Here is a 20,910-nt window from a genome sequence, read left to right as displayed (position 1 = left end):
ACCGGACGGTGCGGCCCGGATCGATGAGAACCGGGCCGCACTCTCGGATCAGGTCAGCTCAGGCCCTCGATGGTGGTGCGGACCTTGGCGATGATCTCGTCGGGGACGGGCGCGTAGTCGATCGTGGAGAGGATCTTCTGGCCGTCCTCGCTGGCGATGTAGCGCAGGAACGCCTTGGTGGCGGGCAGGGTGTCCGCCTTGTTGCCCTTGTCACAGGCGATCTCGTAGGTGACCAGGGTGATCGGGTAGGCGCCGTCGGCCTTGGTCTTGTAGTCCAGCTGGAGCGTGAGGTCCTTGCCGGTGCCGACGACCTTCGCGGCGGCGATGTCGGCGGTGGCGCTCTCGGTGCTGGGGGCGACCGGCTTGCTGGCACCCGTGTTGATGGAGACGGCCTTGATGCCGTCCTTGACGTAGGACAGCTCGAAGTAGCCGATGGCGCCGGAGGTCTGCTTGACCTGCTGGGCGACACCCGCGGACTGCGGAGCGGACTGGCCGCCCTTCGCCTGCCAGGCCTTGCCGCCGGAGTACTTCCAGTTGCCCGGGGTGGTGGCGATCAGGTACTTGGTGAAGTTGTCCGTGGTGCCGGACTCGTCCGAGCGGTGGAACGCCTGGATCTTCAGGTTGGGCAGCTTGACGCCCGGGTTGAGCTTGGCGATCGCCTTGTCGTTCCAGTTGGTGATCTTGCTGTCGAAGATCTTGGCGAGCGTCGGGGCGTCCAGAACCAGGTTGTCGACACCCGGGACGTTGTAGCCGAGCGCGATCGGGCCGCCGACCATCGGGAGGTCGATGCCCTGGCCGCCGTTGCAGATCTTCTTGGAGGCGGCGACCTCTTCGGGCTTCAGCGCCGAGTCGGAACCGGCGAAGGCCACCTGGCCCTGGGTGAACGCGGTGACACCGGCACCGGAGCCGCCACCCTTGTAGTTGATCTGCACGCCACAGGCCTGCGAGAAGTTCTTGACCCAGGCGTCGATCGCGTTCTTCTGCGCGGAGGAGCCGTCGGCGAGCAGCTGGCCCTTGGCGTTGTCGCACTTGATGGAGCCCGCGCTGGCCGAGGAGGCCGGCTTGCCGGAGCCCGTGTTGTTGCCGTTGTCGTCCGAGCCGCACGCCGTCAGGGCCAGGGCGCCGGAGACGGCGAGAGCACCGAGAGACAGGGCGCGCAGCCGGTTCTTGCGCTGAAGCATCACTTTCGGGAGTTCCTTCCAGGAGCCGCCGCAGGCAGTCGGCGGCGTGCGAAGCACTTTGTGCGCGAGGCATTCCTGAACCGCCCCCGCACCGGGTAAGGCCGAAATTAGGCAGATGAGATGAAGCGGCCGATGGCCAGAAGTGAACGGCGGGTGAACCCCTGCCGTCGGTGCGGTGAGGTCACGGAATGCTTACGGGGAGGGCACGCGCAGGTTCCGACAGCCAGGTTAACCGGACGGATATTCGAGACTCGTTCCTCTGTCGGCTGGAACCCCTGTGCGCATGGCGTCGTCTCGTTCCAGGAGAGCCGAGGAAAGGCGACGAACACATGGAACGGCGTACGTTCATCTCGGGCGGCGCGGCCGCTGTGGCGGCGACCGCGCTGGCCGGGTGCAGCACCGGCTCGGGCGCCTCCGCCAGGTCCTCGGCCCACACCCTGACATCGTCCGGTACGGCACTGAAGACCACCAGCCAGGCGGCCGCCGCGAACTGGGCGGCCCTCGCCCGCGACCTCGACGGCCCCCTGGTGCGCCCCGGGGACGCGACCTGGAAGACCGCCCACCAGCTGTACAACACCCGCTTCGACGGCCTGAAGCCGGCCGCGGTCGCCTATGTCGCCCACGCCGACGACATCCGCACGACCCTGTCCTACGCCCAGTCCCACGGGATACGCGTGTCGATCCGCAACGGCGGCCACTCCTACGCCGGCTACTCCTCGGGCGACAACCGGCTGATCCTCGACGTGTCCAAGCTGAACCGCGTCCGCGTGAGCGGCGGGACGGCGGTGGTCGGCGCCGGCTCCAAGCTGATCGACGTCTACCGGGCGCTGGGCGCGAAGGGCGTGACCATACCCGCGGGCTCCTGCCCCACGGTCGGCGTCTCCGGCCTGGTCCTCGGCGGCGGCCACGGGGTCGCCTCCCGCGCCTACGGCCTGACCTGCGACAGCCTCACCCAGGCGACGGTGATCACGGCGGACGGCACCCAGGTCACCGCGAACGCCACCTCCCACTCCGACCTCTTCTGGGCACTGCGCGGCGCGGGCAACGGCAACTTCGGTGTCGTCACCGAGCTGCAGTTCAAGACCCACGCGGCGCCGCAGGCGGTGACCGCGTACATGACGTGGTCCTGGTCCAAGGCGGCCACGGTGATCAAGGCCTGGCAGGAGTGGGGGCCGAGCCAGCCGGACGAGATCTGGTCCTCCCTCCACCTGTCGAACACCCCGGGCGGCACGCCGACGATCTCCGTGGCCTGCTTCTCCCTCGGCACCTACGGCGAACTCCAGAACGCGGTGGACCGCCTCGCGCACCAGGCGGGGGCGAACGCCCGGAGCGTCTCCCTGCGCCGTCGCGGCTACGAGGAGGCGATGGAGATCTACGCCGGCTGCTCCTCCTTCTCCACGGACGCCCAGTGCCACCTGCCGGGCTCCACCCCCGGCCGCTCGCCCCAGGGCCGGCTGGGCCGGGAGACCTACGCGGCCCGGTCCGACTTCTTCGACCACTCCCTGTCCGCGGCGGGCATCCAGACCCTGCTGAAGCAGATCGGTTCCGTCCGGGGCGGCGGGGGCAGCATCGCCTTCACCGCCCTCGGCGGCGCGGTCAACCGGGTCAGCCCCACGGCGACGGCCTTCGTGCACCGCCGCTCCCGCATGCTGACCCAGTACATAGCCTCCTGGGGCGCGGGTGCCTCCGGCAGCACGGCCCAGTCGTGGCTCACGTCCGCGCACGACGCGATGAAGCCGTACGCCTCCGGCGCCGCCTACCAGAACTACACCGACCCGACGCTGACGAACTGGCGCAAGGCGTACTACGGCGACGCGGCGACCCGCCTCGGCAAGGTGAAGAAGCAGTACGACCCGGAGAGGTTCTTCTCCTACGCGCAGGGGCTGTAACGGGGGCGATGAGGGATCGCGGGTACCTGCGGGCCGGTGAGAGCCGGCCCGCAGGCCCCCGCGCCCGCCCGGCAGCCGTACCGGGCTACGCGGCCAGGTCCTTCTCCTCGGACTCCACCGGTCGGCGCGCACCGGACACCAGCGCATCGTCCTGAGCCCCGCTCGCCGGCCGGCGGCGGACGATCCACCCCGCCCGCGGCGACCGCTCGACCGCCTTCATCAGCGGGGTCAGCAGGGCCGAGGCCAGCGGGGAGAGGAGCAGTACGACCGCCGTGCCCAGGGCGAAGCCGCCGACCACGTCGGTCGGGTAGTGGACGCCCATGTACACCCGGCAGAAACCCTCCAGCAGCGCCAGGCCGATGCCCGCGAGGCCGAAGCGGCGGTTGGCCACGAAGAGGCCGACGCCGAGGGCCATGGTGATCGTCGCGTGGTCGCTGACGAAGGAGAAGTCGGTCTTGCCGGTGACCAGGACGTCCAGGCCCCGGTGGTCGACGAAGGGGCGCGGGCGTTCGACGAAGCCGCGGATCGGTACGTTCACCAGCACCGCGATACCGGCCGCGAGCGGCGCCCACACCAGCGCGGCGACGGAGGACGCGGCGTCCTCCTCGGACCGGCGGCGCACCGACCACCAGCACCACAGCACGAGCAGCACCATGGCCAGAAGCAGTCCGTACTCACCGACGAACTCCATGACCCGGTCGAACCAGTGCGGCGCGTCCTTGGCCAGGCCGTTGATGTCGTAGAGCAGGTCGACGTCGGGGTTCGATCCGGATTCGGCGAGTACAGCCATCGTGCTGCGGCCCCTTCGTCGTTTTCCCGGACGCACCTCGTGTGCGTCGCTCCAGCCCCCCGTGGTTCGTAGATCCGCTTCCGCTGCACTGCAGCTGACGTCCGCTCGGCTACGTCAACAGGAACGCACAGCCCCCATTGATACGTTCCACTCTCCACCGAATGATCACTCAGACGTTATCGAAGAGAGACTCATCACCGCAGCTCAGGGGGTTGGTTCACGCTCGGTTCACACCGCGGTCGGGAGCGCTTTCGCGCCATCTTCGGTGACCCGAGTGGCACCGAAGTAGTCGGGGGTGTCGACCGGGTCGAACCGGATCACGGCGCCCGACCGCGGCGCGTCGATCATGTACCCGCCGCCCACATAGATTCCCACGTGCCGGATGGCCCGTGAGTCGGTGAGGTTGTCGGAGAAGAAGACGAGGTCACCGGGGAGCAGTTGGTCGCGCGAGGGGTGCGGGCCCGCGTTGTACTGGTCGTTGGCGACCCGGGGCAGGGTGATGCCGACCTTCTCGTACGCGGCCTTGGTCAGACCCGAGCAGTCGAAGCGTCCCCCCTGGTCGGCGGTGCCGTTGCCGCCCCACAGGTAGGGCGTGCCGAGCTTGCTCTGGGCGAAGGCGATGGCGCCCGCGGCCTGCCGGGTGGGGTCGATCCGCCGGACCGGCGCGGCAAAGCTCTTCTCCAGGCTGCGGATCCGCTGGACGTAGTTCTGCGTCTCGCTGATGCCCGGGACGCCGCCCGCCTTGATGACCCGGTAGGCACCCGCGTTGTAGGCGGCGAGCATGTTGTCGGAGACGTTGCCGGGAACGTCCTTGACGTACTTGGCGAGTTCGCAGTCGTACGACGCGGCCGACGGGATCGCGTCACTCGGGTCCCAGATGTCGCGCTTGCCGTCGCCGTTGCCGTCGATGCCGTGCGTCGCCCAGGTGCTCGGGATGAACTGGGCGATGCCGCGCGCGTCGGCGGGGCTGACGATCGTCGGGTTCCAGCCGCTCTCCTGGTACAGCTGGGCGGCGAGCAGCGCCGGGCTGAGCGCGGGGCAGAGGTTCCCCCACTGCTGCACGAGCTGCTTGTAGGCGGCCGGCACGGCTCCCTTGGCGAGCCCGCGGCTGCCTGTGGTCACGGTGTTGACGAGGTTTCCGGCGACGATGTACACGCCGACGACCAGCAGCATCACGAACGCGAGCCCGGCACCGAGACCGGCCCCCGCCGCGATCCATGCCTTACGCACCGTCAACCGCCCCTCGCCGACCGGGAGTACGCCGGGGGTCAGTCTACGGCCGGGAGTCCCCGAGGCGGCCGCAACCGGTCCTGGTCAAGCCCCTGTCCAGTCGGGATCCCGCCTAATCGCGCGGCCCCTCCGGCACGGCCGTGGCAACTCGACGTACCGCTGGGCGAGATCGGAGGGCCGGCTGAGCACGCCCGAGACGTGCTGAGCACCGAAGAACGCGGAGACGAAGACCCGGCGGCGCCGGACCCGGGCGGCCGGACGCGGGGTGGCACCGGCACGCCGACCCGGCTCGCCGCGAACGGACACGGCTGCCGCCTCCGCCGGGCTCACGGACCGGCAGTGGCGTCCTTGTACAACTCCGCCGCCTCCGCGCCCAGCACCACGCTGTAGGAGATGTCGGCGGTGGCCCCGCCGTGCTCATGCCCGCCCAGCACCCCGACGATCTGCCTGGCCCCGTTCACCCAGGGACTGCCACTGGTCCCTCCGGTGAACTCGGGACAGTTGATCCGCTGCTGGCTACGGCTGTGCAGGGCCGGCTTGTTGGTGCAGGTGATCGGCACCTCGCGCTCGTCCGGATACCCGGTGACGGTCACGGCGGTGGCGCCGGTGGCGGTCCCGGTGACGAACCGGTTCCCGCCCACCACGTCCTCGACCCGCTTGCCGCCCAGCTCGTCGACGTAGGCGAAGGCGATGTCGCTGTCCTCGTTCTGCCCCTTGGCCCACCCGTCGGGCAGGAACCGCTTCCCCACCTTCCACACCCCGTACGGCGCATGCCCGTCCCGGTACCCCGGCGCGAACACCAGGTCCCCGGAATCACCGTCCACGCAATGCGCCGCCGTGACGATGAGATACCGCTGCCGGCTGTGCACGACCGAGGCGGTGCAGAAGTGCCCGCCGGCCAGCTTGCCGACCCGGTCCGCGCCGAACAGCGCGCCGACCCGCGCGCTCTGCCGCGATGCGGCCGTGGCGGCGGTGACCCCGAAGGGCCCCGGCCCGTCGGACGCGGAGGCCACGGACGCCGACGTCAGGCCGAGCGTCACCACGCCGCACAGCAAGGCGGGACGCGAAGTGAGCCAGATGCGTGAGATGCGCTTCATCAGGCGTCACTCTCTCCCATGAAGGTGAGAAACCCGTCCCGACTTCACTGAGATTTTCCTGTGAACCGTCCCTATGGCCGCTGGGCGTGTCCATGGACCGGGACGTCCCGGTGATCCCGGTGGCAGCCCGACATCCCACTCGGCGCCGACCCCACCGTACTGCGCAACACCCTCCGCCGCCTATCCGTCACGCTCCGCACATGCCCCCGTGGTCCCTCCTGAGCCCTGGGGGTCGGTGTCCCGGACGGCGATGAGGCTGCGGGCGGCTTCCTGCGTTCGGAGAGGACGGCCGTGCGCAGCTCAAGACGGACCGACCCATCAAGGTGAGCCGACGATCCGTACCGGCGGAGAGGGCAGGATTCGAACCTGCGTGGGCCCCTGCGGGGCCCGACCTCGAGGCGTGCTCGCTGGTCCCCGATCAACCACTCCGGGCACCTCTCCCCGTGACCGGCTTCCGGTTTCCCGTGCCGTTCACAAGTACAAGAGTGCCCGGAGGCGCTGACAGCCCGCTGACGGAGCGCTGACCGTCAACGGGCGTCCGGAGAGGGCTCCTAGTCGACGTCCACCGGACCGTCGTCCGACTTCTTCTCGCTCCGCGCGGGCAGCTGGATCAGGCCCTTGAGCTTGTTCTCCTCGGGGCGGCGGTCCTGGCCCTCGGAGTCCTGTCCGTGCAGGTTCTGCCGGACCGAGTCGAGGATGGTCAGGCCCTGGGACACCAGGCCCGCGGCGATCTCGCCGAGACCGTCCGCGCCGTTGAGGACGTTGACGTTGGCACCGGCGAGGCCACCGGCGGCCTCCTTCACGATCTGCGGGAGCTGGTCGATCAGCATCCGGTCGAGCGCGACCCGGTCGTACGAGGCCGCCGCCTCCGCCTGGATCTTCATCCGCTGTGCCTCGGCGGCGGCGAGGATCCTGACCCGCTCGGCCTCGGCCTCGGCGGGCTTCACGACCTCGGCCACCAGCTGCTGCTGGCGCAGCTTGGCCTGACGCTGGGCCAGCTCCGTCTGGGCGGCGAGCACCTCCTGCTGGGCGTGCGCCTGCGCCAGCGGTCCGGCCTGCGCGGCCTGTGCCTGCGCACGGTCCACCTCGGCCGAGTACTCCGCCTTGACGATGGCGGTCTGCCGGGCGTACTCGGCCTGGTTGCGGGCCGCCACCTGCTCCGCCTCGACCGAGGCCTGGGTGGCCTGCGCCTGAGCGATCTGCGCCTGCCGCTGGATGGCCGCCTTGTGCGGCGCGGACATCGCGTCGATGTAGCCGGTGTCACCGTCGTCGATCGACTGGATCTGCAGCGAGTCGACGATCAGGCCGATCTTCGCCATCTCCGTCTTCGAGGTGTCCAGCACCTCCGCGGCGAGCTTCTGCCGCTCGGTGACGATCTCCTCGACCGTCATCGAGCCGATGATGGCCCGCAGGTGACCGGCGAAGATCCGGCCGGTCAGCACCGACATCTGCTCCTGGTCGGAGAGGAACCGCTGGCCCGCGTTGATGATGCTCTCGTGGTCGTTGCCGACCTTGAAGGCGATGACCGCGCGGACGTGCAACGCGATGCCCTGGCGGGTCACACAGGTCTCGGTGACCTCGGACTCGCACATGGACAGCGTGAGGAACCGGACCTTCCGGAAGACCGGCAGCACGAACTTCCCGTGCCCCGTGACCACTCGGAACGGCGCGCCCCCCAGTCCCCGCCTGCCGCCCGAGATCAACATCGCCTCGTCGGGTGCGGGAACGCGGTATCCGAACATCCTGTACTCCTCAGCCGGCGCCGGCGGTGTCGCCGCCGAGCGCATCCAACGGATCCACCCACTCGATGACACCGACCTCGCGGCATCCACGGGATTCGATCACGAGTACCGTCGCGCCCGTCGGCAGGGGTTGCTCCGACCACGCGAGGAAGGTCTCGGAGCCTCCTCTGACCCGCACCAGGACCTCACCGGGGCCCGCGGATCCACGCGTTCCGATGAGTACTTTTCCCGTGCAGCCGATCACGGCCTCGTCCTGCGGCATCACCGGCCGTCCTCCTCGTCCTGACCCCAGGATTCCGACGATAGACCCAGTCGGGGCAGGGGCCCAACGGGCCGTAGGACTCGGTTCCGCAGGACTCCGTGGGACCCGGTTCCGCCGCCCGTACGGACCGGCCCTGACGTGCTCCCTCAGCCCTGGCGCAGCCCCTCCGCCCCGGACGGCCCCGCCACCGCGGCGAGGCCCCACTCGACCCCGGTCATCTCCTCCGACAGCGTCCACAGCCTCCGCGCCGCCTCGGGATCGCTCGCCGCCGCGCTGCGGCCCACCAGCGTCGGCGCGCCCCGCATCTCGCCCAGCCCGTCCGGGCCCACGTACGCAGCCCCCGGCAGATCCTGCCCGGCCGCGTAGAGCGTCGGCAGGGCGCCGGACCGGTCGTCCTGGGCCAGGACCTTGTTGCCGACGGCCATGAACGCCCGCATGAAGGGGTTCGCCGTGTGGCTCTGCAGGTTGGTCGCCGCGTAACCGGGGTGGGCCGCCAGGGCACGTACGGCGGAGCCCGCCTCGGTCAGCCGGCGCTGGAGTTCCAGGGTGAACAGGAGGTTGGCCAGCTTGGACTGGGCGTAGGCGCGGGTCGGGGAGTAGCGCCCCCGCAGGTTCACGTCCTCGAAGTGGATCACTCCGTCGCCGCTGCGGTGGAGGCCCGAGGACACCGTCACCACTCGGTCCGTGACGTACGGCAGCAGCAGGTTGGTGAGCGCGAAGTGCCCGAGGTGGTTCGTGCCGAACTGCATCTCGAAGCCGTCCTTGGTGCGCTGCTCCGGCAGCATCATCACGCCCGCGTTGTTGATCAGCAGGTCGATCGGCCCCTGCCATCCGGCGGCGAACTCCCGTACCGAGGCCAGGTCCGCCAGGTCCAGGCGGCGCACCTCGACGCTGCCGCTCACGTTCGCCGCCGCGGCGCCGCCGCGCGCGGGGTCCCGTACGGCGAACACCACATGCGCCCCGGCCCGGGCCAGCGCCTCGGCGGTCGCGAGGCCGAGGCCGCTGTTGGCGCCGGTGATCACGGCCGTACGGCCGGAGAGGTCGGGCAGGTGGGTCGCGTTCCACTTGTGCGCAGGGCGCGTGGTCTTGCTCGTATCAGTCATACCCTCAATGTAGGCATCGACAACAATGCTGTCAATGACAACAATGATGGCGATGCCAACTAAATTGACGCCGTCTACATCGGGATACGATGGTGCCCATGTCGCGCATGTCCCCGTCACCCTCGAGCCGCCCCTACCACCACGGAGATCTGCGCGCCGCCCTGCTCAGGAGCGCCGAGCGCACCCTGCGGGAGAAGGGGGTCGGCACGCTGTCGCTGCGCGAGCTGGCCCGCGACATCGGCGTGAGTCACGCCGCCCCGGGACGGCACTTCAAGGACAAGCAGGCCCTGCTCGACGCTCTCGCACTGGACGGGTACGAGCGCCTCAACCAGTCCCTGGGCGCCGCCGCCGGGCAGCCCGGCCTCACCTTCGAGCAGCGGATGACCGCGCTCGCCCGCGCCTACCTCGGCTTCGCCGTCGAGAACCCGGAACTCCTGGAGCTGATGTTCGCGCGCAAGCACGACCCCGACAGCTCCGCACAGCTCGCGGCGGCCGTCGACGAGTCCCTCGGCTCCTTCGCCCGGATGATGGCGGACGCCCAGGAGCAGGGCGAGATCATCCAGGGCGACCCCGAGCGCCTCACGATGGTCGCCGCCGCGAGCCTGCACGGACTCGCCGCCCTGATCGCCAGCTGCGCCCTGGAGGCGGAGGAGGCCCTGGCCGGCCTGGACGAACACGTCCATCTGCTGCTGCACGGCCTCAGGCCCAGGTGAGCAACTGACCATCTACGGCACCGGCTGGAACACCTACGGCGGCACCAGCGCCTCGGCCCCGATCATCGCCGGCGTCTACGCCCTGGCCGGCACCCCGGGCTCCAGCGACCACCCCGCAGGGCACGGATGCCTTCACCGGCTGACACGCACACGAACCACCCCGTCGGGTCGCGGGGAGCCGCCGTCCGAGGGGGACGTGGGTCCCTTCGGCGGCAAGGAAGAGGAAGACGGGCCACGGCATCCGGCCGCGGCCCGTTTTTCCGTTCTCGTTGCCGGCTCGACCGGTGCGGACCCCCGGCCTTCCGGGCGTGACGGTGCACAGGGCACCATCGGAGAACGCCGCCTGACCCACGATGCCCTGGGGGAAGACCACATGAAGCGCACTCTCGCGGTCCTGGCCACCGTCGCCGTACTCACCGCTCCGCTGGCCGGTTGCAGCAGTAAGCCGAAGACCGTCACCGGCACTGTCGTCAGCAAGGACACGGACCACGAGTGCTCGACGAAGAAGAAGGGCAGGAAGAAGACCCGCAGCTGCCATACCGAGTACGAGTTGACGGTCCGTACGAAGAGCGGCGACGAGGAAGAGGTCGACGTCAGCAGCGGCGCCTACGGCAACTGCGCCGAGGGTTCGCGCTACCCCAAGTGCACCACGCGCTAACGGCTCTGCATCAGGCCCGCTCGGTCCCGTGTGCGCCGAGCCCGTGCAGATCTCCGGAGCCTGCTGGCCGGGCTCGGCCGGACACCGGCCGGCCCGGCCGGCCCGGCCGGCGCGCGGCCCACAGGCCCCGCGTACAGCGGACCCGCGATACCCGGCCTTGCCGCCCGGCCCGCGTGGAGCCTGCCGCCCGCCGACGCCATCGACCTCGGTGACACCCTCCTGTTCGCCAAGGACGCCCAGGGCAAGTACCCCATCGGTCACGGATACGCGTGGGAGCCGGCCGACGGCTCGGTCGGCACCCTCCACTTCACCGACGACCCACGAGGGGTACATCATCGAGCAGGACGGTGACGAGAGCCTGAAGCTCACACCCATCGACGGCGGCGCCGCCCGCAAGGTCACCTGCACCGGACAGCTGGCGCACTGCTCCTTCGACGCGCGCACCAACGAGATCGACGGCGGGCAGGCCCACGCGCCCCTGATCACCGGCAAGTACGCCTTCCACGTGGAGAACGCGTCCACCTACGAGAACGATCCCGAACAGCTCGTCAGGACGGACCTCACCACCGGCAAGAAGGCCTGGAGCACCGCGGACGTCACCCCGCCGGCGGGCGTGGAGCTGGACGAGGACGGGAAGCGCACCAGCGGCGCCCTCCGGGTCCTCGACGTGCGCGACGGCCGTGTCCTCACCGCCTGGGGTGCGGGCGCCTTCTCTCCCGACACCTGGGTGACGGCGACGTACGACATCGCGAGCGGCAAACAGGTCGACGGCTCCTCGAAGTACTCGTACGAGGACAGCCCTGCCGACACCGTCAACACCGAGGGCTCTTCCGTCTTCACGCCCGACCACTCTCTGGCCGCCGCTCACACGGAGCAGGGCACCGCCGTGTGGCAGCCCGCCGACGGCAAGGAGGTCTGGGCACAGAAGGAGGGCGAGAAGGCGATGCAGCCGCTGCGCTTCTCACCGAACGGCATCCTCTACGGCAACACGAAGGACGACTTCAGCCCGAGCGTGTTCCTCGCAGTCGACGGCCGTACCAAGAAGGTGCTCGCCAAGAGCCTGCCCGAGGAGAACATCCCGCTCTTCTCGCAGCCGTCGGGGTACGGCTACATCAGCACACAGAAGGGCTTCTTCGTGTTCCCGGCCCAGGGCTGAAGCGTGTTGTGCGGGTGGAGACGCTCACCGGGCCGGGGGGCCGCGCGGCCGGACGCAGCGAGCGGTACCTTCGTAGCACTTGCCATAAACGCGGCCAGGCCCCATTCACCCGTCCGAGGGGGATGACGGCCGACCGCGGCCAACCGTTGCCTGTCCGACCGGCCGTCAGAAACCCTGCCAGGCCGTAAGGGGGTCAACGACGGAACCACACGACAGGTTCCGCTCAGGCCTCGTTGCCCGGCGTGACCTGCCGTGATACACAGAGTGACCGTACGAGGTATTCGTACGAAACCCGCCAGTCAATGACGTCAAGTCGACATACGACGGCGACGTTGTCAGCGAGAATGATGCCTGACCTCTGCACACCGCGGGGTCCAGCGGAACTACCCACCAGGGGCGGTGACTTACATGCTCTTTGCGGCCGACAAGGGAGACATCAACACCATCATCGGCGGGATCGCTCCGGACTGGGGCCCCTTCGGCAGCCTGGGCAACGAGGCCAAAGTGATGATCGAGGTGGTGATGGCCGTGGCCATCCTGCTCTGCCTCGGCATCGCGGTCTGGGGTGCGGCCAAACAGCGGATCGGCGCGACAGCCTTGCGCGACACCTTCAGCGCGGAGCAGGGCAAGGGCCTGATCATCGCCGGCCTCACCGGGGTCTTCATCATCGGCTCCCTCGGCACGCTGTTCACGATCGTGTACGGCATGGCGGTCTGACGCCCCTTCTGCTCCCGGGCGCGCCCGGTCGTCCCCTCCACCCCACCCACCCGTCGTGCCCACCGGCAGAGGTTGCGTTTCCCTGATGTCGAGTCACCACACCGCGCCCGCGCGGGAACCAGCACGGCTACCGTCGTATGTATACAAGGTGGAGGGGGCGTACGCGGCATGAGTCCCACAGACGAGCAGGATTACCCCGAAGCGGGCCAGACCCGAACCCGCCTGCCCGGCGGCGACCCGTACGGCGGCGCACCCCGCAGAACCGGCCGCTCCTCCTCGCGGAGCCTGGTCACGGTGGTCGGCGTGGTCGTCCTCCTCATCGCGGCGATCGCCTTCGCGAACCGCGGTGACGGTTCGTCCGCCGACAACACGTCCGACAAGAGCGACCGGCCCCGAACGTCCGCCACCGCAGCAAGCGGCACGAAGCCGGTGGGGACGAAGAACGCAGGCATTCCCTCCGGGTTCGCGCACAGCGGGCAGGGGGCGGAGAGTGCGGCGGCCAATTATGCGGTGGTGCTGGTTTCGGCCGACATTCTCAAGCCTTCGCAGCGGAGCGAGATCGTCAAGCAGGTGTTCACCACCGATCAGCAGGCTCCCCTGGCCGAAAAGTTCAACAAGGCGTACAGCAAGCAGTTCCTGAGCAGCATCGGCCTGGACGCGAACGGCAACGCACCCGCCGGACGCACCTATGTCTCACGCACGGCGCCCCTCGGCACCAAGCTCACGAACTACTCGGACTCCACCGCCACGATCGAAGTCTGGTGCACCGGTGTGTTCGGCACCGCCGGTGACGACTCGACCAATCCGGTCACCAGCGACTGGTTCACCATGACCCTCCAGCTGCGCTGGGAGAACGGTGACTGGAAGGTCAACAGCTTCTCCCAGAAGGACGGTCCCGCTCCCGTCCCCGGTGACAGCAAGGCATCCAGCGCCGACCAGATGGCCAAGGCCGTAGAGGAGTACGGAGGCTTCACTTATGCCCGGTAGTCCGCGCCGAGTACTCAAGATCGCTGCCGCCGTCTCCGCCCTGCAGGGCGCTGTCCTCCTGCTGGCCACTCGAGCCGTCGCCGCCCCCACACCGTCACCATCGTCCAACAACTGCGACCTCATCGTCGGCCCTGCAAAACAGTTCTGTGAGAAGGACAGCGGCTCGAAGGGAGGCTCCTCCGGCCTCACCTCCGACAGCCCCCTCGGCTCCACCCTCGACCCCCTCGCCTCCCTGGCCAAAGGCTGTGCGGATGCCGCCTCCTGGACCATCGGGAAGCTCAGTGGTGCCGTGAAGGAGACGGCGAACGTCGACTTCACGAACACGAAGTTCCTGCAGCAGTACGCGGTGGTGTTCGCGGCGTCCACGGTCCTCACCCTGCTGCTGTGGCTGCTGGCCGTGGCCAAGAGGGCCGTGCGGGGGGTGCCCCTGACCACCGCGATCGGCGAAGCCGTCGGCTTCCTGTGGCTGACGGTGCTCGCCTCCGCCTTCACCCCGCTGATCCTCTACACCGTCGTATCGGCGACGGACGGCGTGACGGACGTACTCGCGAAGACAACCGGTGACCAGACGGACACCTTCTTCGGCACCTTCTCCGGCGCCCTCAACAAGGGAAACAACATCGGCGGCGGCCCGATCATGCTGATCGTCGTCTCCCTGGTCAGCATCCTCGCCGCCGGCGTCCTCTGGCTGGAGCTGGTCATCCGCGCCGCCCTGCTCTACGTCGGCGCCCTCCTCGGCACCGTCGTCTACGCGGGCCTGGTCGACAAGAACCTGTGGGGGCACGTCAGGCGCTGGGCCGGGATCATGATCGCCGTCATCCTGGTCAAACCGGTGATCGTCATCGTGCTCGGCCTCGCCGGCGCCCTCTCCGGCGACAGCGGCCCCGACGCCTTCTCCGCCGTCGTCTCCGGCCTCGCCATCATCCTGCTCGCCATCTTCGCCAGCGCGATGATCTACCGCTTCGTCCCCGGCTTCGGCGACGAGATCGCGAACGGCCGCAACAACCGCATCATGCAGGGCGCCGAGGGCAAGGCAGCGGCCGTCATCAGCTCGCCCGCCACCCTGGTCGCCCAGGGCATCAAGACCCACAGCACCCGCGCCGACAACAACGGAGGAGGCGGAGGCGGCTCCAGCAGCGCCCGCCCCGCCAACCCCGCCTCCGGCGGCGTCGCCGCCCACAGCAGCCGTACCCCCCAGGGCGGCGGCGGAGCAGTCCCCTCCGCCGCGCCCGCGCCGCGCGCACCCAGCCCGGCCAACACCCCGCACGCCAGCAACACCCGCAACAGCAACCGCTCGGGAGGTGAAGGGCGTTGACGACCGAGTCCCACCTGTCCCATCCGGTCACGCCCCGCCGTACGTATCTCATCGGCCGCGCCCGGCCGAACGCGATCGTCGGCCGGAACCGTGAGTCCGGCGAGATCGCGCTGATCATCGCCGGTGCGTTCCTCGGCATGATGTGCGGCCTCCTCGTCCCGGTCCTGTCCCTGCGGATCGTGCTCCTGACGGGCTTCCCGCTGCTCGCGCTCGCCGCGGTATACGTGCCGTACAAGCGCCGCACGTTCTACAAGTGGTTCGAGATCAACCGCTCGTACAAGCGGACCGTCAAGCGCGGCGCCGCATACCGCTCCGGTGCCGTCGAGGCCGGAACCCGGCTCGACGGGCGCGAGGTCGAGATCGGGCCGCCGCCGGGCATCGGGCGGATCAGCTGGCTCGCCGCGCCCTTCGGCCCCGACGAGATCGCCGTACTCCTGCACGCCGACCGCAGGACGGTCACGGCCGCCATCGAGATCGAGGGCCCCGGCGTCGGCCTGCGCGACTCCGAGGACCAGGAAGCCCTCGTCGACCGCTTCGGCACGCTCCTCAAGCACGTGGCCAACGGCGACGGCTTCGTCACCCGCCTGCAGATGCTCGCCCGCACGCTCCCCGCCGACCCCGACGCCCACGCCAAGGACGTCACGCTGCGCGGCGACGAGAAGGCACCCGACTGGCTGTCACGGTCCTACGACCAGCTCCAGTCCATGGTGTCCACCAGCAGCGAGCAGCACCGCGCCTACCTCGTCGCCTGCATGCACTACACCCGCGAACTGGCCTCCGAGGCCCAGGCCATGGCACGGGCCGCGCGGCCCCAGGCCGGCCGCAAGCTGGACCGGGACGCGGGCCTGGCCGTCGTCATGGCCCGTGAGCTGACCGACATCTGCTCACGCCTCCAGGAGGCCGACATCCGCGTCCGCCAGCCCCTCGGGCAGGGCAGGCTCGCCTCCCTCATCCACTCCATGTACGACCCGGACCACCCCATCGACCACATCCAGGCGATGACCCGGCGCAACGCCTGGCCGGCCGAGCTGGACGCCATGGAGCCCACCTACCTCCAGGCCAAGACCCGCGAGTCCGCCACCCGCGCCCCCTGGTGCCACGCCACCGCCTGGGTGAAGGAGTGGCCGATGACCCCGGTCGGCGTCAACTTCCTGGCACCCCTGCTCGTCCACACCCCGGACGTCATCCGCACGGTCGCCGTGACGATGGATCTCGAACCCACCGAGGTGGCCATCGAACGCATGCTGACCGAGAAGACCAACGACGAGGCCGAGGCCTCCCGCGCCGCCAAGATGAACCGCACCGTCGACCCGCGCGACATCGCCGCCCACAACCGCCTCGACCAGCGCGGCGAGGACCTGGCGAGCGGCGCGGCGGGAGTGAACCTCGTCGGCTACATCACCGTGTCCTCGCGCTCCCCGGAGGCCCTCAACCGCGACAAGCGGACCATAAGGGCCTCCGCCGGAAAGTCGTACCTGAAACTGGAGTGGTGCGACCGTGAGCACCACCGGGCCTTCGTGAACACACTTCCCTTCGCCACCGGCATTCGAAGGTAGGGGCTGATGCGCTGATGCGGGACCCGCTGTCCGTCCTCACCGACGCCTTCACGTCCTTCCTCTTCGGCAAGGTCGAGACGACCCGTCTGCCGGTCCGCACCTCCACGGGCCAGGCCCAGGCGGTCTACCTGCCGACCGCCGCGCCCGGCCTCGGCGACTCCGGCGTCATCATCGGCCGCGAGGTGTACTCCGGGAAGGGCTACATCTACGACCCCTTCCAGCTGTACGGCCAGCAGCTGCCGGCGCCGCACTGGCTGGTCCTCGGCGAGTCCGGCAACGGCAAGTCGGCCCTGGAGAAGACGTACGTCCTACGGCAGCTGCGCTTCCGTGACCGCCAGGTCGTCGTCCTCGACGCCCAGGGCGAGGACGGGGTCGGCGAATGGAACCTCATCGCCGAGGAGCTGGGGATAACTCCCATCCGCCTGGACCCGACGGCGGCCCTGAACCACGGCATCCGTCTGAACCCCCTGGACCCCGCGATCACGACGACGGGCCAGCTGGCGCTGCTGCGCACCATCATCGAGGTCGCCATGGGCCACGGCCTGGACGAACGCTCCGGCTTCGCCCTCAAGGTCGCCCACTCCTACGTCAACGAGTCGATCCTCGACCGTCAGCCGGTCCTCACCGACATCGTGGAACAGCTGCGGCACCCGGAGCCGGAGTCGGCGGAGGCGATGAACGTCGCCATAGACGACGTACGGGCATGGGGCCTGGACGTGGCCCTGGTCCTGGACCGCCTGGTCGACGGTGACCTGCGCGGCATGTTCGACGGCCCGACGACCGTCGGCATCGACCTCGACGCCCCGCTGATCGTCTTCGACCTGTCCCACATCGACCGCAACTCCATCGCCATGCCGATCCTGATGGCGATCGTCGGTGTGTGGCTGGAGCACACCTGGATCCGCCCGGACCGCAAGAAGCGCATCTTCCTCGTCGAAGAGGCCTGGCACATCATCAACAGCCCCTTCGTGGCACAGCTGTTCCAGCGTCTGCTGAAGTTCGGCCGACGGCTGGGCCTGTCCTTCGTGGCGGTCGTCCACCATCTGTCCGACGTGGTGGACGGCGCGGCGGCGAAGGAGGCGGCGGCGATCCTGAAGATGGCCTCGACCCGGACCATCTACGCCCAGAAGGCGGACGAGGCGAGGGCCACGGGCCGGGTTCTGGGCCTCCCGCGCTGGGCCGTGGAGATCATCCCCACCCTCACCCCCGGCATCGCCGTCTGGGACGTCAACGGCAACGTCCAGGTGGTCAAACACCTGGTCACGGAGACGGAACGCCCACTGGTCTTCACCGACCGCGCCATGACCGAGTCCTCCAGCGACCTGGTGGCCGACGACGCCCTGCACGCGGCCGAACTGGAGGCCGAGCAGCGGGCGGCGGCCTTCGTGGAGCAGCACCTGGGCGACTCCGAATCGACGGTGGCGTAGGGGGAGAGCGTGAGACCGGACGACCGCGACCGTCGCGACAGCCGTGACAGCCGTCGGGAAGGCCAGGGCGGCATCCCCGACGGCCTGCTGATCGGCATACTCGGCTTCCTCCTCGGCATGACCCTGCTGGTGTGGACGGCCACGGGTCTGGCAGGCCTCTTCACCAAGGGCGCCTGGCCCGAGGGCGTCACCTTCACCCACACCCCCCTGGCCATGCGCCACCTCATCGGCAGGCCCCACGACATCACCGGCGCCTGGCCGGACACCCCCGCCGGCCAACTCTCCGGCTGGGGCCTCTTCTGGGGCCTGTTCATCGGCCAGCTGATGGTCCTCTTCGTCCTGGCCCTGTTCGTGATGGGGACGGTGGCACGGTGGCGGGCCGGGAAGGTACGGCGGGCGTTCGACCGGGGGGCGGCGAAGGGGCGAGCCCAGTCGCCGACACCCTCTCCGACGCCATCTCCTGCACCGGAACAGCGTCACGAGGTCCCGGTGCCCCGCACAGAGCCGGAACCGGAACCCGCGCCCGAGCCAGCGTCGTTGGAGCACCTCCCAGCCGACGGCGAACAGGTGGGTGGGTGGGAAACGAGCCGCGCCGAACGCGGGGTGCACTACGGCACACGGGAAAGCCGCCACTCAGCCGCAGCCAGGGCCATCCAGGACGCCCCCGGCCCCACTCTGGTCGTCACCTCGAACCCCGCCCTCTGGCAGGGCACGAAGGACGCCCGGGCCAAACTGGGCCCCACCCTCCTCTACGACCCCGCCCACCTCTGCGACACCCCGGCCCGCCTCCACTGGTCCCCCACCACAGGCTGCGAGGACAAGCAGACGGCCGTGCAGAGAGCCACCGCCCTCCTCAGCCCCGTCCAGCCCACAGCCAGGATCGACCAGGCGGTCGCCGACACGGCGACGACGCTCCTGCGGAGCTACCTGCACGCCGCCGCCCTCGAGTCCCGCACCATCCGCCACGTCCACCGCTGGTCCCAGGGCACCCAGGTCCAGGACGCCGTACGAACCCTCCGTACCAACCCCAAGGCCGCTCCCGGCGCCGCGGGCGAACTCGAGGCCGCGCTCACCGCGCACCCGGAACGCCGAGACATGGCCCAGGAGTTGACCAGCCGGGCCCTCGCCGCCCTCTTCACGGTCAACATCCGCGAAGCATGCACACCAAACCGAAATGATGCGCTCGCCTTGGATTCCTTCGTGGACGAAGGGGGCACGCTTTATCTGGTAGGTGAATCCATCGAGGACCCCAGGACCAACCCTGGTGCGATGCCCCTCCTGACGGCCCTCGTCTCCAGCGTGGTCGAGCACGGCCGGCGCATGGCCGCACGGTCATCCTCCGGTCGGCTCGACCCACCACTCACCCTGGTCCTCGACGACGTCGGAGCCGTGGCGCCGCTCCCCCAGCTGCCGGAGCTGCTGGCCACCGGCGCCGACCGGGGCATGCCCACCCTCGCCCTGCTCCGCTCCCGCGAGCAGGCCAGGTCCCGCTGGCCCCACCAGGAACTGCCGGCCTGACCCCGGCTCCCGAGAGCCGCTCCGGAACTACCGCTCCAGAACGAACTCCAGCTCGTTCTCGGCCTCGTCCTTCTCGAAGGACACGACCAGCCCGCTCGGCGCGAACCCCACCTTGCGGTACGCACCCTGCGCCCGCGCGTTGTCCGTGTGGACGAACAGCCGTACCCGCTCGGCACCCCGCTCCCACGCCCAGGACACACCCGCGTCGAACAGGGTCTTGATCAGCCCGTTCCCACGGTGCTCCGGCCGTACGAACACACCGACCACGTGTCCCTGCCGGCGCTCGACCGGATACCCGGCCCAGTCCTTCGTCCCGGGCTCCTCCAGGAGCACGGTGACGGTGCCGGCCCAGCTCCCGTCCGGCGCCTCCGCGATGAACTGCCGTGCGGAGCCGGTCTCCTCGGCGGATCCGACGGCCCTCGCCTGGTAGAAGGAGTCCGGCCTTTCCATGGCGTCCTCGTAGGTCTCCAGGAAGGCGATGGACGCGACCGGATCCCGCAGCGCGTCCAGACGCAACTGCTTCACGGCGGCCCACTCGTCGGGTCGTATCGCTCGGACGACGTAGTCATCGCTGGTCGGGCTACTCATGGAGCCACGGTAGCCCGCACCCCCCACCCGCCTCACCCGATATTCAGGCCCCGCTGTCAGTGGCCGGTCCTAGTGTGACCCCATGACCACACTTCCCGATCGACCCAACACCGCAGTGCTCGTCATCGACGTCCAGAACGGTGTGGTGGCGAACTCCCACGACCGCGACGGCGTCATCGCGAACATCAACACCCTGATCGACAAGGCCCGCACGGCGGACGTGCCGGTCATCTGGGTGCAGCACTCCGACGAGGAACTGACGTACGGCAGTGAGACCTGGCAGTACGTACCGGAGCTGACCCGCCAGGACGGCGAGTCCCTGGTCCACAAGAAGTACCCGGACTCCTTCGAGGACACCGAACTGGAGACGGTGCTTGCCGACCGGAAGGTGGGCCGGCTCCTCGTCACGGGCGCGCAGACGGACGTGTGCATCCGCTCGACCCTGCACGGCGCGATCGTCCGCGGGTACGACGCGACGCTGGTCGCCGACGCCCACACCACCGAGGACCTGTCCAAGTACGGCGCTCCCGCCCCGGAACAGGTCATCGCCCACACCAATCTCTACTGGAGCTGGCACAGCGCACCCGGTCGTCAGGGCGGGACCGCCAAGGCGGCTGAGGTGACCTTCTAGCCGACCGTAAACCTAGCCGGCCATAAACGCAGAAAACCCCCGCATCCGAAGATGCGGGGGTTTTCTCAAAATTTGTTCGGCGGCGTCCTACTCTCCCACAGGGTCCCCCCTGCAGTACCATCGGCGCTGTGAGGCTTAGCTTCCGGGTTCGGAATGTAACCGGGCGTTTCCCTCACGCTATGACCACCGAAACACTATGAAACTGTGAACGCCACACCGCCTGTCACAGCGGGGCTGTTCGTGGTTTCAGAACCAACACAGTGAACGCGAGCATCAATGGACAAGCCCTCGGCCTATTAGTACCAGTCAACTCCACCCGTTACCGGGCTTCCATATCTGGCCTATCAACC

The 20,910-nt window shown here is 69.4% G+C and carries 19 protein-coding genes, 2 rRNA genes and 1 pseudogene; 11 read left to right on the top strand and 11 right to left on the bottom strand.

The window, feature by feature from the left end:
• Positions 1-53: 53 nt before the first annotated feature.
• Positions 54-1,184 (bottom strand): phosphate ABC transporter substrate-binding protein PstS, encoded by a 1,131-nt coding sequence (pstS, locus tag FB157_RS03330; RefSeq protein ID WP_145875798.1) that lies wholly within the window; start codon positions 1,182-1,184, stop codon positions 54-56.
• Positions 1,185-1,510: 326 nt separating this feature from the next.
• On the opposite strand from pstS, the gene FB157_RS03325 reads away from it, so the two are divergent.
• The gene (locus FB157_RS03325; protein ID WP_145875796.1) at positions 1,511-3,070 is read left to right on the top strand and encodes an FAD-binding oxidoreductase; all 1,560 of its coding nucleotides are present in this window, start codon (positions 1,511-1,513) and stop codon (positions 3,068-3,070) included.
• Positions 3,071-3,155: 85 nt separating this feature from the next.
• Here FB157_RS03325 and FB157_RS03320 read toward each other — a convergent pair whose 3' ends face one another.
• The 7 genes and pseudogenes from FB157_RS03320 to FB157_RS03290 form a co-directional block, all read right to left on the bottom strand.
• Positions 3,156-3,860: a phosphatase PAP2 family protein gene (locus FB157_RS03320; protein WP_145875794.1), complete on the bottom strand. Its 705-nt coding sequence runs from the start codon at positions 3,858-3,860 to the stop codon at positions 3,156-3,158.
• Positions 3,861-4,088: 228 nt separating this feature from the next.
• Positions 4,089-5,090 carry a bifunctional lytic transglycosylase/C40 family peptidase gene (locus FB157_RS03315; protein WP_145875792.1) on the bottom strand — a complete coding sequence of 334 codons (1,002 nt, stop codon included), beginning with the start codon at positions 5,088-5,090 and terminating at the stop codon, positions 4,089-4,091.
• 326 nt (positions 5,091-5,416) lie between these two features.
• Positions 5,417-6,187: a trypsin-like peptidase domain-containing protein gene (locus tag FB157_RS03305; RefSeq protein ID WP_145875788.1), complete on the bottom strand. Its 771-nt coding sequence runs from the start codon at positions 6,185-6,187 to the stop codon at positions 5,417-5,419.
• 345 nt (positions 6,188-6,532) lie between these two features.
• A pseudogene (locus FB157_RS47090) lies at positions 6,533-6,628 on the bottom strand.
• A gap of 110 nt (positions 6,629-6,738) precedes the next feature.
• On the bottom strand, positions 6,739-7,929 hold the full coding sequence (locus FB157_RS03300) for a flotillin family protein (RefSeq protein WP_145875786.1): 1,191 nt from the start codon (positions 7,927-7,929) through the stop codon (positions 6,739-6,741).
• 10 nt (positions 7,930-7,939) lie between these two features.
• Positions 7,940-8,191, bottom strand: coding sequence for a hypothetical protein (locus FB157_RS03295; RefSeq protein WP_145875785.1), 252 nt, complete (start codon positions 8,189-8,191; stop codon positions 7,940-7,942).
• Positions 8,192-8,337: 146 nt separating this feature from the next.
• On the bottom strand, positions 8,338-9,294 hold the full coding sequence (locus tag FB157_RS03290; RefSeq protein WP_145875783.1) for an oxidoreductase: 957 nt from the start codon (positions 9,292-9,294) through the stop codon (positions 8,338-8,340).
• A 98-nt stretch (positions 9,295-9,392) separates the two neighbouring features.
• Between FB157_RS03290 and FB157_RS03285 the strand changes: the two genes are divergently transcribed.
• The 9 genes from FB157_RS03285 to FB157_RS03245 all read left to right on the top strand — a co-directional run bounded on the left by FB157_RS03285 (position 9,393) and on the right by FB157_RS03245 (position 19,341).
• Positions 9,393-10,007 carry a TetR/AcrR family transcriptional regulator gene (locus FB157_RS03285; RefSeq protein ID WP_145875781.1) on the top strand — a complete coding sequence of 205 codons (615 nt, stop codon included), beginning with the start codon at positions 9,393-9,395 and terminating at the stop codon, positions 10,005-10,007.
• Between the two features lie 373 nt (positions 10,008-10,380).
• Entirely contained in the window at positions 10,381-10,665 is a 285-nt protein-coding gene (locus FB157_RS03280) for a DUF2500 family protein (RefSeq protein WP_145875779.1), read from the top strand.
• Positions 10,666-10,873: 208 nt separating this feature from the next.
• Positions 10,874-11,821, top strand: a complete 948-nt coding sequence (locus FB157_RS03275; RefSeq protein WP_145875777.1) for a hypothetical protein — start codon at positions 10,874-10,876, stop codon at positions 11,819-11,821.
• A gap of 408 nt (positions 11,822-12,229) precedes the next feature.
• A complete protein-coding gene (locus tag FB157_RS03270; protein ID WP_014673544.1) occupies positions 12,230-12,538 on the top strand; it encodes a hypothetical protein in 309 nt (102 codons plus the stop codon).
• Between the two features lie 168 nt (positions 12,539-12,706).
• Entirely contained in the window at positions 12,707-13,525 is an 819-nt protein-coding gene (locus tag FB157_RS03265) for a hypothetical protein (protein ID WP_145875775.1), read from the top strand.
• Positions 13,515-14,840 (top strand): hypothetical protein, encoded by a 1,326-nt coding sequence (locus tag FB157_RS03260; protein ID WP_145875773.1) that lies wholly within the window; start codon positions 13,515-13,517, stop codon positions 14,838-14,840. Before FB157_RS03265 ends, FB157_RS03260 begins: the two co-directional genes overlap by 11 nt.
• Positions 14,837-16,396 (top strand): SCO6880 family protein, encoded by a 1,560-nt coding sequence (locus FB157_RS03255; RefSeq protein WP_145875771.1) that lies wholly within the window; start codon positions 14,837-14,839, stop codon positions 16,394-16,396. Before FB157_RS03260 ends, FB157_RS03255 begins: the two co-directional genes overlap by 4 nt.
• A 14-nt stretch (positions 16,397-16,410) precedes the next feature.
• On the top strand, positions 16,411-17,823 hold the full coding sequence (locus FB157_RS03250) for an ATP-binding protein (protein ID WP_145875769.1): 1,413 nt from the start codon (positions 16,411-16,413) through the stop codon (positions 17,821-17,823).
• Between the two features lie 9 nt (positions 17,824-17,832).
• On the top strand, positions 17,833-19,341 hold the full coding sequence (locus FB157_RS03245; RefSeq protein WP_145875767.1) for a type IV secretory system conjugative DNA transfer family protein: 1,509 nt from the start codon (positions 17,833-17,835) through the stop codon (positions 19,339-19,341).
• Positions 19,342-19,368: 27 nt separating this feature from the next.
• On the opposite strand, the gene FB157_RS03240 is transcribed toward FB157_RS03245, so the two are convergent.
• A complete protein-coding gene (locus tag FB157_RS03240; protein WP_186581323.1) occupies positions 19,369-19,929 on the bottom strand; it encodes a GNAT family N-acetyltransferase in 561 nt (186 codons plus the stop codon).
• An 82-nt stretch (positions 19,930-20,011) separates the two neighbouring features.
• On the opposite strand from FB157_RS03240, the gene FB157_RS03235 reads away from it, so the two are divergent.
• Positions 20,012-20,560, top strand: a complete 549-nt coding sequence (locus FB157_RS03235; protein WP_145875765.1) for a cysteine hydrolase family protein — start codon at positions 20,012-20,014, stop codon at positions 20,558-20,560.
• 74 nt (positions 20,561-20,634) lie between these two features.
• Here the strand turns inward: FB157_RS03235 and rrf are convergent.
• Together rrf and FB157_RS03225 are read right to left on the bottom strand one after the other, a co-directional pair.
• Positions 20,635-20,751, bottom strand: a 5S ribosomal RNA gene (gene rrf / locus FB157_RS03230).
• 85 nt (positions 20,752-20,836) lie between these two features.
• A 23S ribosomal RNA gene (locus FB157_RS03225) occupies positions 20,837-20,910 on the bottom strand; the annotation flags it as partial.

The sequence above is a fragment of the Streptomyces sp. BK340 genome (genome assembly GCF_007827595.1).
Lineage (GTDB): Bacteria > Actinomycetota > Actinomycetes > Streptomycetales > Streptomycetaceae > Streptomyces.
The sequence above is the reverse complement of the archived record's forward strand: the minus strand, read 5'-3'. Positions and strand labels throughout refer to the sequence as shown.